The 18,522-nt window shown below is 44.6% G+C and carries 18 protein-coding genes; 17 read left to right on the top strand and 1 reads right to left on the bottom strand.

Features of this window, described 5'->3' with window-relative positions:
• Window positions 1-7: 7 nt before the first annotated feature.
• From hisH to ACTNB3_RS01285, 14 genes are all read left to right on the top strand, one after another.
• The gene (hisH, locus tag ACTNB3_RS01350; protein ID WP_427818849.1) at window positions 8-613 is read left to right on the top strand and encodes an imidazole glycerol phosphate synthase subunit HisH; all 606 of its coding nucleotides are present in this window, start codon (window positions 8-10) and stop codon (window positions 611-613) included.
• A 12-nt stretch (window positions 614-625) separates the two neighbouring features.
• Window positions 626-1,387, top strand: a complete 762-nt coding sequence (gene hisF / locus ACTNB3_RS01345; RefSeq protein ID WP_441024224.1) for an imidazole glycerol phosphate synthase subunit HisF — start codon at window positions 626-628, stop codon at window positions 1,385-1,387.
• 22 nt (window positions 1,388-1,409) lie between these two features.
• Window positions 1,410-2,084: a uracil-DNA glycosylase gene (locus ACTNB3_RS01340; protein WP_427806227.1), complete on the top strand. Its 675-nt coding sequence runs from the start codon at window positions 1,410-1,412 to the stop codon at window positions 2,082-2,084.
• A 53-nt stretch (window positions 2,085-2,137) separates the two neighbouring features.
• Entirely contained in the window at window positions 2,138-2,497 is a 360-nt protein-coding gene (locus ACTNB3_RS01335; RefSeq protein ID WP_427806228.1) for an ArsR/SmtB family transcription factor, read from the top strand.
• A gap of 39 nt (window positions 2,498-2,536) precedes the next feature.
• Complete coding sequence (locus ACTNB3_RS01330) at window positions 2,537-4,402, top strand: heavy metal translocating P-type ATPase (protein WP_441024221.1); 1,866 nt, start codon at window positions 2,537-2,539, stop codon at window positions 4,400-4,402.
• 25 nt (window positions 4,403-4,427) lie between these two features.
• Window positions 4,428-4,994 carry a tetratricopeptide repeat protein gene (locus ACTNB3_RS01325; protein WP_441024219.1) on the top strand — a complete coding sequence of 189 codons (567 nt, stop codon included), beginning with the start codon at window positions 4,428-4,430 and terminating at the stop codon, window positions 4,992-4,994.
• Between the two features lie 5 nt (window positions 4,995-4,999).
• Window positions 5,000-6,244 (top strand): GTPase HflX, encoded by a 1,245-nt coding sequence (gene hflX / locus ACTNB3_RS01320; RefSeq protein WP_427818852.1) that lies wholly within the window; start codon window positions 5,000-5,002, stop codon window positions 6,242-6,244.
• 2 nt (window positions 6,245-6,246) lie between these two features.
• Window positions 6,247-9,582, top strand: coding sequence for a helicase-exonuclease AddAB subunit AddB (gene addB, locus ACTNB3_RS01315; RefSeq protein ID WP_441024217.1), 3,336 nt, complete (start codon window positions 6,247-6,249; stop codon window positions 9,580-9,582).
• Window positions 9,583-13,227, top strand: a complete 3,645-nt coding sequence (addA, locus tag ACTNB3_RS01310) for a helicase-exonuclease AddAB subunit AddA (RefSeq protein ID WP_441024214.1) — start codon at window positions 9,583-9,585, stop codon at window positions 13,225-13,227. It abuts the gene before it with no gap.
• Complete coding sequence (locus tag ACTNB3_RS01305) at window positions 13,224-13,490, top strand: DUF1294 domain-containing protein (RefSeq protein ID WP_427806234.1); 267 nt, start codon at window positions 13,224-13,226, stop codon at window positions 13,488-13,490. The genes addA and ACTNB3_RS01305 overlap by 4 nt, the downstream gene beginning before the upstream one ends.
• 181 nt (window positions 13,491-13,671) lie before the next feature.
• Window positions 13,672-13,995 (top strand): PadR family transcriptional regulator, encoded by a 324-nt coding sequence (locus tag ACTNB3_RS01300; protein ID WP_441024212.1) that lies wholly within the window; start codon window positions 13,672-13,674, stop codon window positions 13,993-13,995.
• Entirely contained in the window at window positions 13,992-14,711 is a 720-nt protein-coding gene (locus tag ACTNB3_RS01295; RefSeq protein WP_427818855.1) for a DUF1700 domain-containing protein, read from the top strand. Before ACTNB3_RS01300 ends, ACTNB3_RS01295 begins: the two co-directional genes overlap by 4 nt.
• Window positions 14,711-15,577, top strand: a complete 867-nt coding sequence (locus ACTNB3_RS01290) for a DUF4097 family beta strand repeat-containing protein (RefSeq protein ID WP_441024209.1) — start codon at window positions 14,711-14,713, stop codon at window positions 15,575-15,577. The genes ACTNB3_RS01295 and ACTNB3_RS01290 overlap by 1 nt, the downstream gene beginning before the upstream one ends.
• A 45-nt stretch (window positions 15,578-15,622) precedes the next feature.
• Window positions 15,623-15,814, top strand: coding sequence for a PspC domain-containing protein (locus ACTNB3_RS01285; RefSeq protein ID WP_427806238.1), 192 nt, complete (start codon window positions 15,623-15,625; stop codon window positions 15,812-15,814).
• 42 nt (window positions 15,815-15,856) lie between these two features.
• Here ACTNB3_RS01285 and ACTNB3_RS01280 read toward each other — a convergent pair whose 3' ends face one another.
• Window positions 15,857-16,132 carry a DUF3343 domain-containing protein gene (locus ACTNB3_RS01280; RefSeq protein ID WP_427806239.1) on the bottom strand — a complete coding sequence of 92 codons (276 nt, stop codon included), beginning with the start codon at window positions 16,130-16,132 and terminating at the stop codon, window positions 15,857-15,859.
• A gap of 113 nt (window positions 16,133-16,245) precedes the next feature.
• On the opposite strand from ACTNB3_RS01280, the gene ACTNB3_RS01275 reads away from it, so the two are divergent.
• From ACTNB3_RS01275 to ACTNB3_RS01265, 3 genes are all read left to right on the top strand, one after another.
• Window positions 16,246-16,443 (top strand): small, acid-soluble spore protein, alpha/beta type, encoded by a 198-nt coding sequence (locus tag ACTNB3_RS01275; protein WP_427806240.1) that lies wholly within the window; start codon window positions 16,246-16,248, stop codon window positions 16,441-16,443.
• Between the two features lie 126 nt (window positions 16,444-16,569).
• Window positions 16,570-17,268, top strand: a complete 699-nt coding sequence (locus tag ACTNB3_RS01270) for a WecB/TagA/CpsF family glycosyltransferase (RefSeq protein WP_427806241.1) — start codon at window positions 16,570-16,572, stop codon at window positions 17,266-17,268.
• Window positions 17,269-17,427: 159 nt separating this feature from the next.
• Complete coding sequence (locus tag ACTNB3_RS01265; protein ID WP_427806242.1) at window positions 17,428-18,516, top strand: PucR family transcriptional regulator; 1,089 nt, start codon at window positions 17,428-17,430, stop codon at window positions 18,514-18,516.
• The last annotated feature ends 6 nt before the right edge of the window (window positions 18,517-18,522 follow it).

Here is an 18,522-nt window from a genome sequence, read left to right as displayed (position 1 = left end):
CAGACAAATGATAGCGATTATTGATTATGATGCAGGAAATATCAAGAGTGTAGAGAAGGCATTGATTTTGTTGGGAGAAGAGCCGGTGATTACCCGTGACAGAGAGACGATTCTGAAGGCGGATAAAGTAATTCTTCCGGGAGTGGGAGCATTTGGTGATGCCATGCACAATCTTAGAAAATATGGGTTGGACAAGGTGATACATGAAGTTGTAAAGAGACAGATACCACTGCTTGGAATCTGCCTGGGACTCCAGCTTTTATTTGAACGCAGCGATGAAACGCCCGGTGTGGAAGGACTTGGCGTGCTGAAGGGAGAGATTCTTCGTATTCCGGAACAGGAAGGACTGAAGATTCCTCATATGGGATGGAATTCTCTGAAACTTCAGAATAATGGACGATTATTTCAAGGTCTGGAAGAAGATCCTTATGTATATTTTGTACACTCTTATTATCTGAAAGCAGAGGATGAAAGCATCGTAAAAGCGACAACAGAATACAGCACGCTGATTCATGCATCTGTAGAGCAGGGGAATGTATTCGCCTGCCAGTTCCACCCGGAAAAAAGCAGTGATACGGGACTTCGGATTCTGGAAAATTTTGTGGCATTATAGGAGGACAGCAGTATGTTTACGAAAAGAATCATTCCATGCCTGGATGTAAATAATGGTCGGGTGGTAAAGGGCGTTAATTTTGTAGATTTAAAAGATGCAGGAGATCCGGTAGAGATTGCAAAAGCTTATGATAAAGCCGGAGCAGACGAACTGGTATTTCTGGATATCACCGCATCTTCGGATGCCAGAAACACCGTGGTTGATATGGTGCGTAAAGTGGCTGAAAATGTGTTTATTCCTTTTACGGTAGGCGGCGGAATCCGTACGGTGGATGATTTCAGAGCGCTTCTCAGGGAAGGAGCGGACAAGATCTCTGTAAATTCCGCAGCGATCATGAGACCGGAACTGATCAGCGAAGCGGCAGAGAAGTTCGGAAGCCAGTGTGTGGTAGTTGCAATTGATGCAAAGCGCCGTGAGGATGGCGGATGGAATATTTACAAAAACGGCGGACGTATCGATATGGGAATCGATGCGGTTGAGTGGGCCATGAAAGCGGAAAAACTGGGAGCAGGAGAGATTCTCCTGACCAGTATGGACTGCGATGGTACCAAGGCGGGATATGATCTGGAGCTTACACGGATAATCGCGGAAAATGTCTCCATACCGGTAATTGCTTCGGGAGGAGCAGGGACACTGGAACATTTCTATGACGCGTTAAGTGAAAAGGGTAAAGCGGATGCAGCTTTGGCAGCATCACTTTTCCATTACAAAGAACTGGAGATCCGTGAGGTGAAGGAATACCTGAGAGAGAGAGGTATTTCGGTACGCTTATAGAGAAAAAGAGGGATAATAGAAAATGGCTGCGCTGAATAATGACTGGCTGGATGCTCTGAAAGGGGAGTTTAGAAAACCATATTATAAGAAATTGTTTGAAACGGTGAATCAGGAATACCGGACTCATCGTATCTATCCTCCGGCAGATGATATTTTCAATGCATTTCATCTGACACCACTTAAGGATGTGAAGGTTGTGATACTGGGACAGGATCCGTATCATGGAGACGGGCAGGCACACGGACTTTGCTTTTCGGTAAAACCGGATGTGGAGATTCCGCCTTCACTGGTGAATATTTATCAGGAACTGCATGATGATCTGGGATGTCGGATCCCCAGCCACGGGAATCTGACCAAATGGGCGAAGCAGGGAGTTTTGCTTCTGAACACAGTTCTGACGGTGCGGGCGCATCAGGCGAACTCTCACCGTGGAATCGGATGGGAAGAATTTACGGATGCGGCGATTCAGGTATTAAACACCCAGGACAGACCGATTGTGTTTATTTTATGGGGAAGACCGGCACAGCTTAAGAAGAGGATGCTGAACAATCCAAAGCATTTGATTCTGGAAGCACCGCATCCAAGTCCATTATCTGCCTACAGGGGATTTTTCGGAAGTAAGCCGTTCAGTCAGACGAATCAGTTTCTGGAAGCAAACGGCCTTACGCCGATTGACTGGCAGATCGATGAACTGTAGTGGATAGAAACAGATAAAGCAATTTTTTGTCTGTACGAAGGAAAGGGGATTGTATGAAAAAAACGGAAGTGGAATGCTGTGACATTTTTCAGATACATGAAGAACTGGTGAAGAAGGCCGAGGAAAATATCCTCGATGAGGATAGGCTGAAGGAGCTTGCGGATTTTTTCAAAGTATTTGCAGACACGACCCGGCTCAGAATTCTGAGCGTTTTGTTTCAATCGGAAATGTGTGTATGCGATCTGGCGGAAGTGTTGGGAATGACGCAGTCGGCTATTTCCCATCAGCTCAGGATCCTGAAGCAGATGAAGCTGGTCAAGAACCGCAGGGAAGGAAAGACAGTGTTCTATTCTTTGGCGGATGGGCATATCCAGACGATTATGAATCAGGGGATGGAACATATCATGGAATAGAGAATGCTGTCGATGTATGGATAAAGGGGTTTGAGGGTTATGACCAAAGAGATAAAAAGACAGTGGATCGTATTTGGAGCGGGTCTACTTGCATTTTGGGGAAATATCGTGCTCCGGGAGAAGGAAATGATCGTGGGGAATATGGTATTCCCCTTCTTTCTTATATCCTACATTTTGCTGGGATATACAGTGTTCCGGCACGTTATAAGAAACATAGAAAAAAAGCAGTACTTTAATGAGAATATTCTGATCGTGATGGCATCTGCGGGAGCAGTCGGAATTGGAAGATATACGGAAGGCAATCTGATCATGATGCTGTTTGCATTTGCCGGAATCATGGAAGATATGCTTATGAAGCATTCTAGAAATGTAATCAATAAGCTGATGGATATGCAGCCTACTGTGGCGGTGAAAAAAGTACGTGGAAAAGAATACAAGGTGGCACCGGAGCTTTTGAAAATTCGAGATACGGTGGTGGTAAAACCCGGAGAACGTATCCCTGTGGACGGGGTCGTGACAACCGGAGAAACGACGGTGGATTCGCGGATGCTGACGGGGGAGATGATTCCGCAGACAGCCCGGGAAGGGGACAGAGTATACGGGGGAAGCATTAATCTTACCGGTGTGATCGAAATCAGAGTGATCCGGACTTATCAGGAGTCGACCTTATCACGGATCCGTCAGATGGTGGATGACGCAGGCGGGGAAGATACAGAAAATACGACAATGACGGGGCGGTTTATGTGGAAATATATTCCGGCTGTTATAATGCTTGCCGTTGCGGTTGCAGTTGTTCCTCCCCTTACGTTTTCATGGGGGCAGTGGCATGAATGGATCTACCGTGCCTTTTTGTTCCTGATTGCCGCATGTCCGTGCGGCCTTCTGATCTCAGAGCCCATTGCTTTTCTGGGAGGAATTTCGGCGGCGGCGAAGCACGGTGTGATCATTAAGGGCGGAAGGTTTTTGGAATATCTCACGGAAGCGGATGTGTTTATTTTTGACAAGACCGGTACGCTTACTGAAGGCGTGTTTGAAGTGACGGAAGTGCATCCAACGGAGATCACAACAGACGAGCTTCTGAAATATGCAGCTTATGCGGAAAGTTATTCCAATCATCCGATTGCCAAATCCCTCCAAAGAGCCTATGGGCATCCGATTGATAAAAAGCAGGTGCAATGGATCAAGGAGACGGCGGGACTCGGGGTCAGTGCAACCGTAGAAGGAAAAAGAGTACATATCGGGAATCGTAGGATGGCGAAAAAGCATGGTGCTGAATATGAGCAGGTAGAAAGTGGAGGAACTGTTTTACATGTAGTTGTGGATGATAGATATGCCGGATATATTGTGGCGGAAGATACAATCAAAGAAGAAGCATATGATCTGATCGAGTGGCTTCAGAAGAAGGTTCATGCATTGACTGTAATGCTGACGGGTGATCGGCGGTCGGCGGCGCTTCATGTCGCTCGGAAATTGAATATTGATTATGCCTATGCGGGACTTCTTCCGAAGGATAAGCTGGAACAGTTGGAGCATTTTCAGGGATTGAAAGAAGAAAACGAGAAAGTGGTTTTTGTTGGCGACGGAATGAACGATGCGATTGTGCTGAAAAAAGCAGATGTCGGTGTGGCAATGGGAGCACTCGGATGTGATGCCGCGATTGAGGCTGCGGATATCGTACTTCTTGAGGATGACCTCTCCAGACTGGCCGGCGTGATCGGCCTTTCAAGAGAAACCTGCCGTGTTGTAAAGGGGAATATCAGACTGGCAATGTTTGTGAAGATTGTGGCGCTGATACTTGCAGGACTTAAGCTTGCTACACTTAGAACAATTTTGATTGTGGATTTGGCAGTTATGTTTGTGGGACTTTTGAATGCACTTTTAATTTCAAAATATCCGATGGAATAATCTTAATATAGAAGGGTAGATTAGAATGAGAAACAGTATGAAGAAATGGAACAAAAGCAAATATAGTTTGGTGATGCTGCTTCTGGCTGTGATGTTGGCAACTTCTGGCTGTACTTCCATTGTAAAAGAAGGGACAGAGCTGCTTGAAGAAGGAAATTATACAGAGGCAGCGGAAAAATTCCAGGAGTCAGTTGATAAAGGAAAAGACCTGGGAGAAGCATGGAGGGGGCTGGGAATCTGCTACTGGGAAGAAGAAGATTACGAAAAGGCAGAAAAGGCGTTTGGAAATGCACTTCAAAACGGTTCGGAGGAAACAGCAACCATTTATAATATGTTGGGAATCTGTGCATTGATGACGGATAAACCGGAAAAGGCAGTCTATTATTTTGAAAATGGGCAGGAGTTTCCGGATGCGGGTCAGGAGCTTTTGAAAGAAATGTCATTTAATCTGATTGCGGCTTATGAGCAGGTGGGGGATTATCAGAAAGCAAAAGAAAAGCTGGAAGTTTATCTCAGTCTGTATCCGGATGATGAACGTGCGCTGAAAGAAAAAGAGTTTTTGAATACGCAGGTCCCAAGTAGAGAGGAATAGAATGTATGGCAATCTATGAGATAAAAGATGAAAAAGAAAAGCTCATTCTGGTGGGAGTCGCAAGCAGTGCGAACGATGATACCGAACAGTCATTGGATGAGCTTTGCGATCTGGTCGATACGGCAGGAGGTGTGGTCGTCGGCAGGGTCATTCAGAGGCGGGAGATGATTCATCCCGCCACTTATGTTGGTAAGGGGAAAATTGAGGAAATCAAAGAACTTTTGTGGGAAACAGATGCGGACGGCATTGTTTGTGATGATGAATTGTCCCCTGCACAGACAGCGAATCTGACAGAACTTTTGGATACAAAGGTAATGGATCGGACACTCATCATCCTGGATATCTTTGCCGGGAGAGCATCGACCAGTGAAGGGAAGATCCAGGTGGAGCTGGCTCAGCTCCGTTACAGGCAGACTCAGCTTACCGGCGCCGGCAAGGCATTGTCCCGTTTGGGAGGAGGAATTGGCACAAGAGGACCGGGAGAAAAGAAATTGGAGATGGATCGAAGGCTGATTAAGAACCGGATTGCCCTTCTCAACAGAGAACTTAAGGATGTCAAAAGACATCGAGATCTTACCAGAGAACAGCGCAGCAGAAATCATATGCAGGTGGCTGCCATCGTAGGATATACGAATGCGGGAAAATCCACATTGCTTAATACGCTGACGGATGCAAAGGTATTGGAAGAGGATCAGCTTTTTGCAACGCTGGATCCTACAACAAGAAATTTGAAGCTGCCGAGCGGCCAGGAGATGTTGGTGACGGATACGGTCGGATTTATCAGGAAGCTTCCGCATCACCTGATTGAAGCGTTCCGGAGTACTCTGGAGGAGGCAAAGTATGCGGACCTGATTCTCCATGTGGTAGATTCCTCCAACCCGCAGATGGACGAGCAGATGTATGTGGTATATGAGACACTGCGTAAGTTGGAAGTCATGAATAAACCTGTCATTACAGTATTTAATAAGATGGATCGACGTGGGGAGAACGCATTGCTGCGCGATTTTCAGGCAGACAGAACCGTGCAGATTTCGGCAAAGACCGGAGAAGGGATTCCAGAGCTTCTCTGTGCGATTGAACAGCAGCTGCGGGAACAGAAAATTCTAATAGAAAGAATGTATCCTTATCAGGAAAGCTCCCGCGTACAGATGATTAGAAAATATGGAGAGCTTCTGGAAGAACACTATACGGAAGAAGGAATTTATATCCGGGCTTACGTCCCGAAGGAGATCTATGGAAGGAGTTTGTGATCATGTCTCTTCAGTTTATTTTTGGAAATTCCGGATCCGGAAAATCTCATTATTTGTATGAATATATTATCCGGGAATCAATACGGTTCCCGGATAAAAATTATATTGTACTGGTTCCGGAACAGTTTACGATGCAGACACAAAAGGAGCTGGTCATGCGTCATCCAAGACATGGGATTATGAATATTGATGTGCTTAGTTTTGCTCGTCTTGCATTTCGCGTGATGGAAGAAACAGGGGAAAGTGGGCGTAAAGTACTGGATGACGAAGGAAAGAATCTGATTCTGAGAAAGATAGCCGGAAAGCTGGAACCGTCATTAAAAGTTATCAAAGCTAACCTGAAAAAACCGGGTTATACCAGTGAGGTAAAATCGGTTATTTCAGAACTGACACAATATAATATCCAGCCGGAAGGAATGGGGCCTTTATTCGATGCGGCAGGTGACAATATGAGCCTTTTGCTGAAACTAAAGGATATTCAAACGGTTTATTCGGCATTTGAACAGTATCTGGCTGATCAATATATTACGAAGGAAGAAATTCTGGATGTGCTCAGCCGGGTGATGGGAAAATCCCGGATATTGAAAGACAGCGTGATCGCCCTGGACGGATTTACCGGATTTACACCGGTACAGAATAAGGTCCTGGGTGAAATGCTGACATATTGCAGCAAAGTCTGCATGACGGTTACTATGGATGAGCGTGAGAATCCTTATGTGTTAAAGGACAAGTATCAGCTTTTCTCATTAAGTAAGCAGATGGTGAAATCACTCATAGAACTGGCACAGGAAAAAGAGGTTTTGGTGGAAGAGTCGGTCTGTCTTTATAGCAGGCCGGTTTATCGCTTCCGCTGTAATCCTGCGCTTGCACATCTGGAATCAGAAGTGTTTCGGCATGCTCAAGAGAAGTATCAGAAAAAAACGGATCGTGTCCGCTTGTATCTGGCGCATAATCCGGCAGATGAAGTTATGTGTGCGGCTCAGAGGATTCGCTTTCTTGTGCGGAAGAAGGGCTATCGGTATAGAGATATTGCCGTGATTGCCAGTGATATGAATGTTTATGCTGACGAAATCGAAAAGAACTTTGCAAGATATCATATTCCGGTATTCCTGGATTATAAGAGAAATGTACTTCTGAATTCTTTCGTGGAATATGTGCGGAGTCTTCTTGGAATTGCAGAACAGAATTTTTCCTACGAGAGTGTATTTAGGTTTTTGAGAACCGGACTTGCAGGATTTACATCAGGTGAAGTGGATCTGATGGAAAACTATGTCCTTGCACTTGGAATCCGTGGGTATAAGAAATGGCAGGAAAAATGGATCAGACGCAGTGCGCAGACGACAGAAGAAGACCTGGAGACACTGAATCATTTGCGGGTGCGTCTGGTGGAAAAGATGGACGGACTGATGTTTGTGCTGAAGCAGCGTAAAAAAACGGTGAAGGATGTGACGACCGCACTCTATGAATTTCTGGTACAGGAGGAAATGCAGCAGAAGATAAAGGTTCAGGAGAACCAGTTTGCGGAGGCGGGGGAGCTGGCACTGGCAAAGGAATATTCGCAGATTTACCGGGCTGTCATGGAGCTCTTTGATAAGTTTGTTGGACTTCTTGGAGATGAATATATTTCACTCAAGGAATATTCAGAACTTCTGGATGCCGGGCTCGAGGAGGCGAGAGTGGGAGTGATTCCTCCAAGTCTGGACGAAGTAATGGCGGGTGATGTTGAGAGAACGCGTTTGAAGAATATCAAGGCTCTGATTTTCCTGGGAGCGAATGATAATCTGGTGCCGGGGATTATGCCTACGAAGGGACTGATCACCGAGCATGACAGGGAGCGGTTCGAGAATGCCGGAATCACTCTGACACCGGGAACGAAAGAAAAAACCTGTATTCAGAAGTTTTATCTTTATCTTCATATGACGAAACCTACGGAAGAACTGACTGTCAGTTTCAGCAAAGTTTCGGCAGAAGGAAAAAGTCTGCGTCCTTCTTATCTGATCGGGGAGCTTAAGAAGATTTTTCCGGAAGTACCGATTTATGATATGGATCAGTATGGACCGGAAGTGCTGGAACTGGTGCCGGAGCTAGGAATCGATTATCTGATTGAAGGATTGAGAAAGCCCCAGCGGCAAAAAGATGGAATATGGCAGGAGCTATATCGCTGGTATTTGAAAGATGAGAGATGGAAAAAGGATGTGGAAAGGCTGGTAAATGCGAGCAGGTATCGGAAACGGGAAGATTCACTGGCGAAAGAGACGGCTGAAAAGCTCTATGGGCCCTGGGATCCGAGTGTATCCAGAATGGAGAAATTCGTTGCTTGTGCCTGTGCACATTTTATAGCTTACGGGCTCCGGCTTAAGGAGAGAGAGGAATACCGCTTTGCAGCGCTGGATTTCGGAAATATATTTCATTCAGCAATGGAGAAGTATGCTCTTAAACTGGAGAAAGAACAGGAAGGGTGGACGGAAATATCTGAAGCGGATAGTCGAAAACTGATCGAGGAAAGCGTGGACGAGAGTATTGTGGATTACAGTAATACGGTCCTTTATAGTTCTGCGCGTAATGCTTATATGATTCCACGTATCAAACGGATGATGCGCCGGACGGTGTGGGCGATGACCAGACAATTGGAAAAGGGACAGTTTCGGCCGGAAGGGTATGAGGTGCGATTTGGCAGCGGAAAAATAGACCGGATCGACACCTGTGAGACGGAGGATTCTGTTTACGTGAAAATTCTCGACTACAAGACCGGAACAAAAACTTTTGATATGGCAGCGTTTTACCATGGACTCCAACTGCAGCTTGTTGTATATATGGAGGAAGCATTGAAGCTGGAAGAGAGAAAACATCCGGGAAAAAGGGTTGTACCTGCAGGAATCTTCTATTATCGGATTAAAGATCCGGTGGTGGAGAAGCAGATCGATCAGGAGAAACTGGAAGAGGCAATCATGAAAGAATTGCGTCTGGATGGACTGGTCAATGCAGATGAGGCAGTGATTCAGAAGCTGGATCAGGATTTTACGGCGGGATCCAGCGTGATTCCAGTATCGCGAACGAAGAATGGATTGTCCAAAACATCCAAGACCGTGAATGATGAAGAATTCAGAGAGATACTGGATTATGCGGCAAAGAAACGGAATGATCTGCGGGAAAAGATGTTGAGTGGAAATGCAGAAGCGGCGCCTTACGAGATGGGAAAACAGACAGGGTGCGATTATTGCATATATAGGGAGATCTGCGGATTTGATGACCAGATTCAGGGATATGAGTATCGGAATCTTCCTGTATATACCAGAGAAGAAGTGTTGCATAAAATATCCGGAAAGGGGGAACGATAGATGGGCGTGACGTGGACGAAGGAGCAACAGCAGGTTATTGACTTGAGAAACCGGAATATCCTGGTTTCGGCGGCGGCCGGTTCCGGAAAAACAGCGGTTCTGGTAGAACGTATCATTAGCCGTCTGACGAAAGAGACTCCTCCGCTTGATATTGACCGGATGCTGATCGTGACTTACACTGATGCTGCGGCAGCGGAAATGAAAGAACGTATTGCGGCGGCAATCGGAAAAGCAGTGGAAGAAAATCCACAGGATGAACATTTAAAGCATCAGCTTGATCTGATACATACTGCCAGGATCACAACGATCCACAGTTTTTGTATGTCTGTGATCCGAGAGTATTTTCATGTGATCGATCTGGACCCGGGATTCAGGGTGGCGGAAGACGGAGAATTGCGCCTTTTGAGGCAGGATGTCTTAAAAGAAATGCTGGAAGCACATTTTGCCGAAGAAGATGAATTGTTTCTCCAATTTGTAGAGACATTTGCAACTGGACGGGAAGACACGAAACTGGAAGAGATTATTGAACAGTTGTATCATTTTTCAGGGAGTTATCCGGACCCGGATGCCTGGCTGGATCAGTGTGTGGCGGCCTATCAGTCAGGGATGGAAGAAGACTCGGAATTTATGAAAAGGGGATTTGCCTATATTCAAAACTGTCTGGGAGACATTCGCGCGTATATGGAAAAGGCGAGAATGCTTTGTAATGAGCCTTCCGGCCCGTATATGTATGAAAAAACGATCGATGAGGATGAACAGATACTGAAACCTCTTTTTGCGGCGGACACTTATGAGAAGATGTGGCGAGTGTTCCCGGAGAAAGGAAGTTGGGCACGTCTTGCACCGAATCGTGACAAAGAAGTGGATCCGGAGCTTACCGGTCAGGTTAAAGAGCTGAGAGAGACGTGGAAGAAACTGATCGAGAATCTGCGAGAAGGCTATTTTTTCCAGAGCCCGGAGGGGATGAAAGAGGACCTCGCGATGTGTTTACCTGTTGTGACTGTACTTGTGAATCTGGTGAAAGAATTTGAAAGGGCATTTGCGGAAAAGAAGGCGGAAAAGAATCTGATTGATTTTCGGGATATGGAGCAGTTTGCACTCAAAATTCTGACCAGAAAGGAAAATGGGTATCTGGTTCCTTCGGAGACTGCCCTGGAATATCAGGAACAGTTTGAGGAAGTTATGATCGATGAATATCAAGACAGTAACTTTCTTCAGGAAGCGATACTGACCAGTGTTTCCAGAGTAAGCAAAGGAGAAAATAACCTTTTCATGGTGGGGGATGTAAAGCAGAGTATCTATCGATTCCGACTCTCCAGACCGGAACTTTTTATGGAAAAGTTTGAACATTACAGTACAGAGGACGGAGATTGCCGTCGAATTGATCTGCATAAGAACTTTCGAAGCAGAGCGGAGGTGCTGGAACCTGTCAATGGAATTTTTCGTCAGATTATGACGAAAAATCTGGGGAAAATTGAATATGACGATCACGCGGCCCTTTATGTAGGAGCGGACTACCCGGATTGTCCGGGCAATGAGGCGGAACTATTACTGATTGACACGCAGGAGGAAGAAGAAGGACAAATTGAAGGAACGCGACAGAAAAAATCTGTGCAGACAGCGCGGGAAATGGAAGCGAAGGCGGTGGCTGAACGGATTCATTTGTTGATGGACAGTCAGAAAATCTGGGATAAGGATGCCCAAACATTCCGTAAGGTGGAATACCGCGATATCGTAATTCTCTCGAGAAGTATCAGCGGATGGGCGGATGTATTTGCGCGAGTTTTAAGTCAGGAAGGTATTCCCGCGTATACAGAGTCGAAGGAAGGGTACTTTCAAACGCTGGAGATTGGGTGGATGCTGGATTACCTCCGCGTTCTGGATAATTTCAGGCAGGAGCTGCCTCTTGCGGCGGTCCTAAAATCTCCATTTGGCGGCCTAAGCAATGAAGAAATGGCGGAAATTCGTGTTATGTTTCCGGAACAGCCGTTTTATGACTCCGTACGGATGGTGGCAAATATAGAAGGAGAGACTGGTGCGAAACTTCGAAAAGTCTTGAAACAGATCGAGGATATGCGGAGTCGTATCCCATATACCTCGATTCATGATCTGCTCTGGCAGATCATGACGGAAACCGGATATAGGGGATATATATCTGCCATGCCGGGCGGAGAACAGAGGCTGGCGAACCTGGAGATGCTTCTTGTAAGGGCAAAGACGTTTGAGGCTACCAGTTATAAAGGATTATTTCATTTTGTCCGATACATTGAACAGCTTCAGAAATATGAAGTGGACTATGGCGAGGCGGGCATTTACGATGCACAGACGGATGCGGTGCGTATCATGAGTATTCATAAAAGCAAGGGTCTGGAATTTCCTGTCGTTATTGTTGTAGGCATGGGAAAGCGATTCAATACTCAGGATATCCGGGGAAGCGTTGTGATTCATCCCGATCTGGGAATCGGGATCGATGCGGTTGATTTGACGAGACGTACGAAGTCTCCGGCAATTTTGAAAAAAGTGATTCAGATGGAAACCGGACTGGAGAATCTGGGAGAGGAACTGAGAGTCCTTTATGTTGCGATGACAAGGGCAAAAGAAAAGCTGATTATGACAGGAGTCATTCCGGGAGCCCAAAAGAAACTGGAGATACTCGATACATTTTTGGAAGAAGGACAAGACACGCTGGAATTCACCAGACTGATCGGAGCAAAGACTTATCTGGACTGGGTAATTCCGGCAACCCTGAGACTGCATGAATCGGATTCTGTGCAGGTCCAGGTGATATCACCTTCAGATCTTACTGCTATGGAGGCGGAAAGGAGCCTGGAAGAACAACTGGATGCATCATTGATGCTGCAGGAAGTCACAAATGAAGGCAGCCCGTTTGCGAGCCACGATGAGGCGTTTGCAGCCAGAATTGCCGAACAGTTCACTTATCAGTATCCATATGAGGGTGAAGAACAGCTTAAAATGAAATTTACTGTTTCTGAATTGAAAAAACGAGCATATCTTTTGGGGGAAGAAGAAAACGGAGAGATGCTGGTGGAAGAGGAAGATGTGGTGCCGTTGATCCCTGAGTTTTTACAGGAAAAAGAGGAACTGACAGGGGCATCCCGGGGAAGTACCTATCATAAATTGCTGGAACTTCTGGATTTTACGAAGGAGTACGATGAAGAAGTGCTCCGAAAAGAAATCGATTATTTCCGGCAGCAGGGATTTCTGACGAATGAGATGGCCGCATGTATCCGGCCGGATGATATTTTGCATTTTCTGGATACTGATATGGGAAAAAGAATGAAAAAAGCGGCAGGATGCGGCAGACTTCATCGAGAGCAGCCTTTTGTATTCGGGATTGATGCCAAAGAACTTTATCCGGACACTGCTTCTGGGGAACTGGTGCTGATTCAGGGAATTATCGATGTGTATCTGGAAGAAGATGATGGACTTGTGGTGCTTGATTATAAGACGGATCAGGTGAAATTTGGAAGAGAACTGGTGGAAAAATATCAGGAGCAGCTTCGGCTTTATGCCAGAGCACTGGAACAAATGACATTAAAAAATGTAAAAGAAGAAGTGATTTATTCCTTTACGCTTGGTGAAGAAATTCTGCTGGTAGATCAGGAAGGTAGACTGGAAAAATGATTTGGAAAGAAATAGTGATATATCTGATCGTGATCAATATGCTGACATTCTGCGTGTATGGAATCGATAAGAGAAAGGCAATCAGAAAGCAATGGAGAGTTCCGGAAAGAACGCTACTTTTCCTTGCGGTGATCGGAGGATCAATCGGAGCGTTGGCTGGAATGCAGGTATTCCGACATAAAACGCGACATTTAAAATTTAAACTAGGAGTACCGGGGATTCTGGTTGTACAGGTGATCATTCTGTATTGCGTTATGAAATAAAAATCGAATTGGACGATGAAAAAAGCATTTTTACCGAAGAAAACAGGGTGAGAGTGCTTTTTTATTTTTGAAATAATAATGTATTGACAAACAATATTATACGGTATATAATATAAGTATAAAAATAATATAAGGGATCGAATAATATTGCAGATTCTAAAATAGAAAAAGGAGTGAGAGCATGGTATTTAACACCGGAGCGGCTCTTCTGGATGCCATTGTATTGGCAGTAGTTTCCAAAGAACAGCAGGGAACGTACGGATATAAGATAACCCAGGATGTAAGGAAAGCCCTGGAAGTATCGGAATCGACACTGTATCCGGTATTGAGGAGACTACAGAAGGATGAATGCCTGGAAGTATATGATATGCAGTTTGACGGAAGAAATCGACGCTATTATAAAGTGACGGATAAGGGAATGGCGCAGCTTCAGCTTTACCGGGCAGAGTGGAAGAAATACTCGCAGAAGATTACTGATATGTTCGAGGAAGGAGTGAACTTATGACACGCGTAGAATTTATGAATGAGCTGCGTGCATTGCTTTGGGACTTGTCCGTGGAGGAAAGAGAAGAGGCATTGCAGTATTATAATGATTATTTTGATGATGCAGGCGCAGAGAATGAAGCTGACATTATCAAAGAATTGGAAAGTCCGAGGAAGGTAGCCGAGACGATCAAAGCAGGTCTTGGCGGACAGAACGAATTTCATAGTGAATACAGGGAAACCGGATATACAGATACCCGATTTGAAAAGAATGATTCTCCGGCGAAAAGAGAAGGATACCGAAGCACGGGACGTAGAATGAGCGAAAGTGATTATAGGGAGAAAAAACCCTGGACGAGTAAGACACTGAAGATTATCCTTATCGTTTTAATCGTTCTGATCGGAGCACCGTTCGTGATACCGGCGGTGGTCGGAATCCTTGCGGCGATCCTTGGAATTCTGATTGCGATCGTGGCAGTGGTTGCAGCAGTCCTTGTATCTGGGGTTGCGGTTTCCGTTTCTGGAATCGGGATTGCAGCAGTGGGATTTACGCAGATCTTTCATTCGGCACCGGTGGCTTTGGCATTGATTGGCGCCGGACTGCTGGTACTTGCATTAGGCATTATGCTGACAGCATTGATTGGCTGGATCTGTGCAAAAATCGTCCCACCGGTATTCCGTTGGTTTGTAGAACTTTGTAGAAAACCATTTCTAAGAAAGAAGGGAGGGGCCTGCTAATGAAAAGAGGATGGAAAATATTCTGGATCGTTATTGCGACGATTGTAGTGATGGGATTGATATTCTGCGGAGCGGCTTTGGTGCTTGGATTCCGTATCCATGATTTACGGAAAGAATATCCGAATGGAATTGTGCTGTTTGGAGACGATGATATGGAATGGGATGATGATCCGCTGGAAAATGAATATCTGAATCCGGAAGCAGCGATGGAATATGATGATATCACAGAGCTTGAGATGATTCTTGGTGGTTGTGATGTGGAACTTGTTCAGGGAACAGATGAAAAGCTGCGAGTCGATACATCGAAACTTACTTTTGGAGACACGGGAGTCAGTATCAGAATGCAGACAAGCGGCAGTAAATTAAAAATTTATATGGAAAAAGGAAATCAGATCTGGGATGTTTGTAAAATCAAGAACAAGAATCATGGGTTTGGAATACTTTATATAGAAGTTCCGGCATCGGTAAGAATGGAAAACATCACATTGCATGCGGGTGCGGCAAATGTAATGGCAGATGGGCTTTACGCGAAAAAAATGGAATTGAAGATCGGAGCGGCGGACTGCGATATTCGAAACGCTGATGTAGATAATCTTGTGGCAGAAGTGGGCGCCGGAGATCTAGAACTGGAAGGAACATGTAACGGAGATGTTGATCTGAAATGCGGGGCTGGAGAAATGGATCTTGATCTTTGCGGAAATGAAAAGGACTTTAACTACTCTTTGAAATGCGGAGCTGGAGAAATTGAGATTGCCGATCAGGAATACGGTGGACTGGCAGTTGCCAGGGAGATTGACAATGGAAGCAGCAAAACGGTTGAGATCGTCTGTGGCGCCGGAGATGTATCAATAACATTTGTACGATAAACATTGGCCTGTAAGGGAAAAATTGTAAGGAAAGGAGAAAGAAAAATGGAACAAAAAAAATTATACAAGTCAAGAGAGAACAGAATGATCTGTGGAGTATGCGGAGGTATAGCGGAATATTTTAATATTGATCCGACGTTGATCCGGCTTGGAGGTGCACTTCTTGCATGTATGAGTTGCGGAACCGGACTTCTGGTATATTTTATAGCAGCAGTGATTATTCCGGAACAGCCGTAAAGAATCATAGAATCGCGGAATGGTTTTATGGCAGAAGACCTGTCAGAACGAGAGAAGCTTCTCGAAGGGTCTTCTGCCATTTTCGCGTCTTGTCTGCATTTTATATAACGTTCCATGCAGGGGGAGCGTGCGACAAAAAGTGAGAATGGAGGTTTCGTCCGGATCCAGAAAACGAATTGCAAGACCGCAGCCACTGTGAAATTCTCCGGGCACTGGCATGATCGTAATCGCAAAATGTTCTTGGATTCGTTTCTCTGCATACATGACATCAGCATTGGTTTCGAAGGTCAGTATATAGTATTCCTGTTGTGACAGCATATGTGGGACCTCATTTCTTATCAGATATAATGTTATTATAAAGCATTTTTGTGTGAAAAGACAGAATAAATCTGATAAAGTAAGGAAATACTCCATGAAAAGGAGAGATCATGATGGCTGGTAAGAAGCAAAAAAAGATATGTCGTGAAGATATTGAACGGATGGAGACAGAAGAAAAGATTAAATACGAAATTGCCGAAGAACTAGGACTTCTGGATAAAGTTCTGGAAGACGGATGGAGATCGCTGTCTGCGAAGGAGACCGGTAGAATCGGAGGATTGATGTCGAAAAAGAAAAAAGAAGGGGAGTAAGTTTACAATATTGTTAAGAAATATGAATAATTAGAAATAACTGTGAATATTTTGCGACTTTGGTTGAAAAAATGCAGTGGGTTTGATATAATCGCTTGACTGAAAACTTGAAAACAGGTGAGTTTTATGGATGGAAAAATGAACGTGTTAAATGTGCAGTTGGATGATTATACAGCAAAAGACGCGATGAAGGCAGTCACGGAATATATGCACACAGAACCTGTAAATACGGTTGAAATCTTGACAGTGGATATCCTTATGAAGGCTGCTCAGACAGAAGGCCTGAAAGAAGATATCGAGCAGCTTGATCTGGTGATTGCAGGAGATGAATCGATTCTGGAAGCGGCAGAAGTGACGGAAAAGAAAAAGCTTCAGGAAGCGCATAATCAGGTGTTTATGAAGCTGGTGTTCCATTATTTTCATAAAAATCGTTCGCGCGTTTTTTTACTGACAGATTTGCCGGAAGAGACACAGAAGCTTGAGCAATTTTTACAAAGTGAATATACGGGGATTCAGATTGCCGGAACGGCATGTGTGCCGGAAGATGAGAGTGCAGATGATCTGATTACAAATCAGATTAACGGTGCGGAGGTGGACTGTGTGTTGTCCAGCATGGTTTCTCCGAAACAGGAGGAGTTCATCCGGCGGTGTAAGAACCTGCTCAATACTCGGCTCTGGCTGGGAATCGGAACAGAGTCTGGAATTATGACACAGAAAGAAACATGGAGAGTGCGGTTCAGAGAATTCTTGATACGTAAGATCCTGAAACGTGAAGTGGAAAAGGACAAGAAAAAAGTTAGTAACAATTTCCAACTTGAAAAATAAATATTTATAAAAAAATAACTGAGGAAATGCATAAAAAAATGTGATTTCCTCTTTATTTTTTTGTTGATTTGTATTAAAGTATAGTATAAGTATATTTGCATTTCCATGTTTTCGGGGGAACGCTGTTGTGTAAAATGTATAATTGGAGGAGAAGAAAGTATGATATCAAATCAGATATTGCAAAACACAATTGAAGGTTTAAAAGCAATTACGAGAATAGATTTGGGAGTGATGGATACAGACGGCAAGACTCTTGCCACAACTTTTACAGAACCAGGTGACTATGGAAACGCAGTGCTTTCTTTTGTGGAATCTCCTGCGGAAAGTCAGGTAATACAAGGTTTCCAGTTTTTTAAGATTTATGATGAGCATCAGCTTGAATACATTTTGATTGCCAATGGTGGCAGTGAAGATGTCTATATGGTTGGGAAGATTGCTGCTTTCCAGATTCAGAACCTGCTGGTTGCATATAAGGAGCGGTTTGACAAGGATAATTTTATTAAAAATCTGTTGTTAGATAACCTTCTTCTGGTCGATATTTATAACCGCGCCAAAAAATTACATATTGACACTGAGGTGAAACGTGTTATCTTTATAGTTGAGACTTCTCACGAAAGAGATATCAGTGCGCTCGACAGTCTTCGTTCTGTTCTGGGTGGAAAGAGCCGGGATTTTATCACAGCTGTAGATGAAAAAAACATTATCGTTGTCAAAGAATTGGGAGCAAATGACGGTTATCCGGAAATGGACAAGACAGCGCATGAGATTCTGGATCTTCTCAAGTCAGAAGGGGAAGAGAATGTCCGCATAGCGTATGGGACGATCGTGAATGACATCAAAGAAGTTTCAAAATCTTATAAAGAAGCCAAGCTGGCTTTGGATGTGGGAAAGATTTTCTTCGATGAGAAGGAAGTGATTGCTTACAGTGCTCTGGGAATCGGACGACTGATCTATCAGCTGCCAATTCCGCTCTGCAAGATGTTTATCCGTGAAATTTTTGAGGGGAAATCTCCGGATGAGTTTGATGAGGAAACTCTTACGACAATCAACAAGTTTTTTGAGAACAGCCTGAACGTTTCCGAGACATCCAGACAATTGTATATTCACAGAAATACTCTGGTATACCGCCTGGATAAACTTCAGAAGAGTACAGGACTGGATCTTCGTGTGTTCGAGGATGCAATCACATTTAAGATCGCACTTATGGTTGTCAAATACATGAAGTATATGGAGACACTGGAGTATTAATAATTA

The sequence above is a fragment of the Bariatricus sp. HCP28S3_D3 genome, from assembly GCF_052065755.1.
Classification (GTDB): Bacteria; Bacillota; Clostridia; order Lachnospirales; family Lachnospiraceae; genus Allocoprococcus.
Note: the sequence above shows the minus strand (reverse complement) of the source record. Positions and strands in the feature narration are given on the sequence as shown.

Coding starts and splice junctions, on each gene's coding strand:
- ACTNB3_RS01290 (WP_441024209.1), top strand. CDS start 14,711: ATGAAAAGAGGATGGAAAATATTCTGGATCGTTATTGCGACGATTGTA.
- ACTNB3_RS01275 (WP_427806240.1), top strand. CDS start 16,246: ATGGCTGGTAAGAAGCAAAAAAAGATATGTCGTGAAGATATTGAACGG.
- ACTNB3_RS01325 (WP_441024219.1), top strand. CDS start 4,428: ATGAGAAACAGTATGAAGAAATGGAACAAAAGCAAATATAGTTTGGTG.
- addA (WP_441024214.1), top strand. CDS start 9,583: ATGGGCGTGACGTGGACGAAGGAGCAACAGCAGGTTATTGACTTGAGA.
- hisF (WP_441024224.1), top strand. CDS start 626: ATGTTTACGAAAAGAATCATTCCATGCCTGGATGTAAATAATGGTCGG.
- ACTNB3_RS01265 (WP_427806242.1), top strand. CDS start 17,428: ATGATATCAAATCAGATATTGCAAAACACAATTGAAGGTTTAAAAGCA.
- ACTNB3_RS01285 (WP_427806238.1), top strand. CDS start 15,623: ATGGAACAAAAAAAATTATACAAGTCAAGAGAGAACAGAATGATCTGT.
- hisH (WP_427818849.1), top strand. CDS start 8: ATGATAGCGATTATTGATTATGATGCAGGAAATATCAAGAGTGTAGAG.
- hflX (WP_427818852.1), top strand. CDS start 5,000: ATGGCAATCTATGAGATAAAAGATGAAAAAGAAAAGCTCATTCTGGTG.
- ACTNB3_RS01305 (WP_427806234.1), top strand. CDS start 13,224: ATGATTTGGAAAGAAATAGTGATATATCTGATCGTGATCAATATGCTG.
- ACTNB3_RS01295 (WP_427818855.1), top strand. CDS start 13,992: ATGACACGCGTAGAATTTATGAATGAGCTGCGTGCATTGCTTTGGGAC.
- addB (WP_441024217.1), top strand. CDS start 6,247: ATGTCTCTTCAGTTTATTTTTGGAAATTCCGGATCCGGAAAATCTCAT.
- ACTNB3_RS01280 (WP_427806239.1), bottom strand. CDS start 16,132: ATGCTGTCACAACAGGAATACTATATACTGACCTTCGAAACCAATGCT.
- ACTNB3_RS01270 (WP_427806241.1), top strand. CDS start 16,570: ATGGATGGAAAAATGAACGTGTTAAATGTGCAGTTGGATGATTATACA.
- ACTNB3_RS01340 (WP_427806227.1), top strand. CDS start 1,410: ATGGCTGCGCTGAATAATGACTGGCTGGATGCTCTGAAAGGGGAGTTT.
- ACTNB3_RS01335 (WP_427806228.1), top strand. CDS start 2,138: ATGAAAAAAACGGAAGTGGAATGCTGTGACATTTTTCAGATACATGAA.
- ACTNB3_RS01330 (WP_441024221.1), top strand. CDS start 2,537: ATGACCAAAGAGATAAAAAGACAGTGGATCGTATTTGGAGCGGGTCTA.
- ACTNB3_RS01300 (WP_441024212.1), top strand. CDS start 13,672: ATGGTATTTAACACCGGAGCGGCTCTTCTGGATGCCATTGTATTGGCA.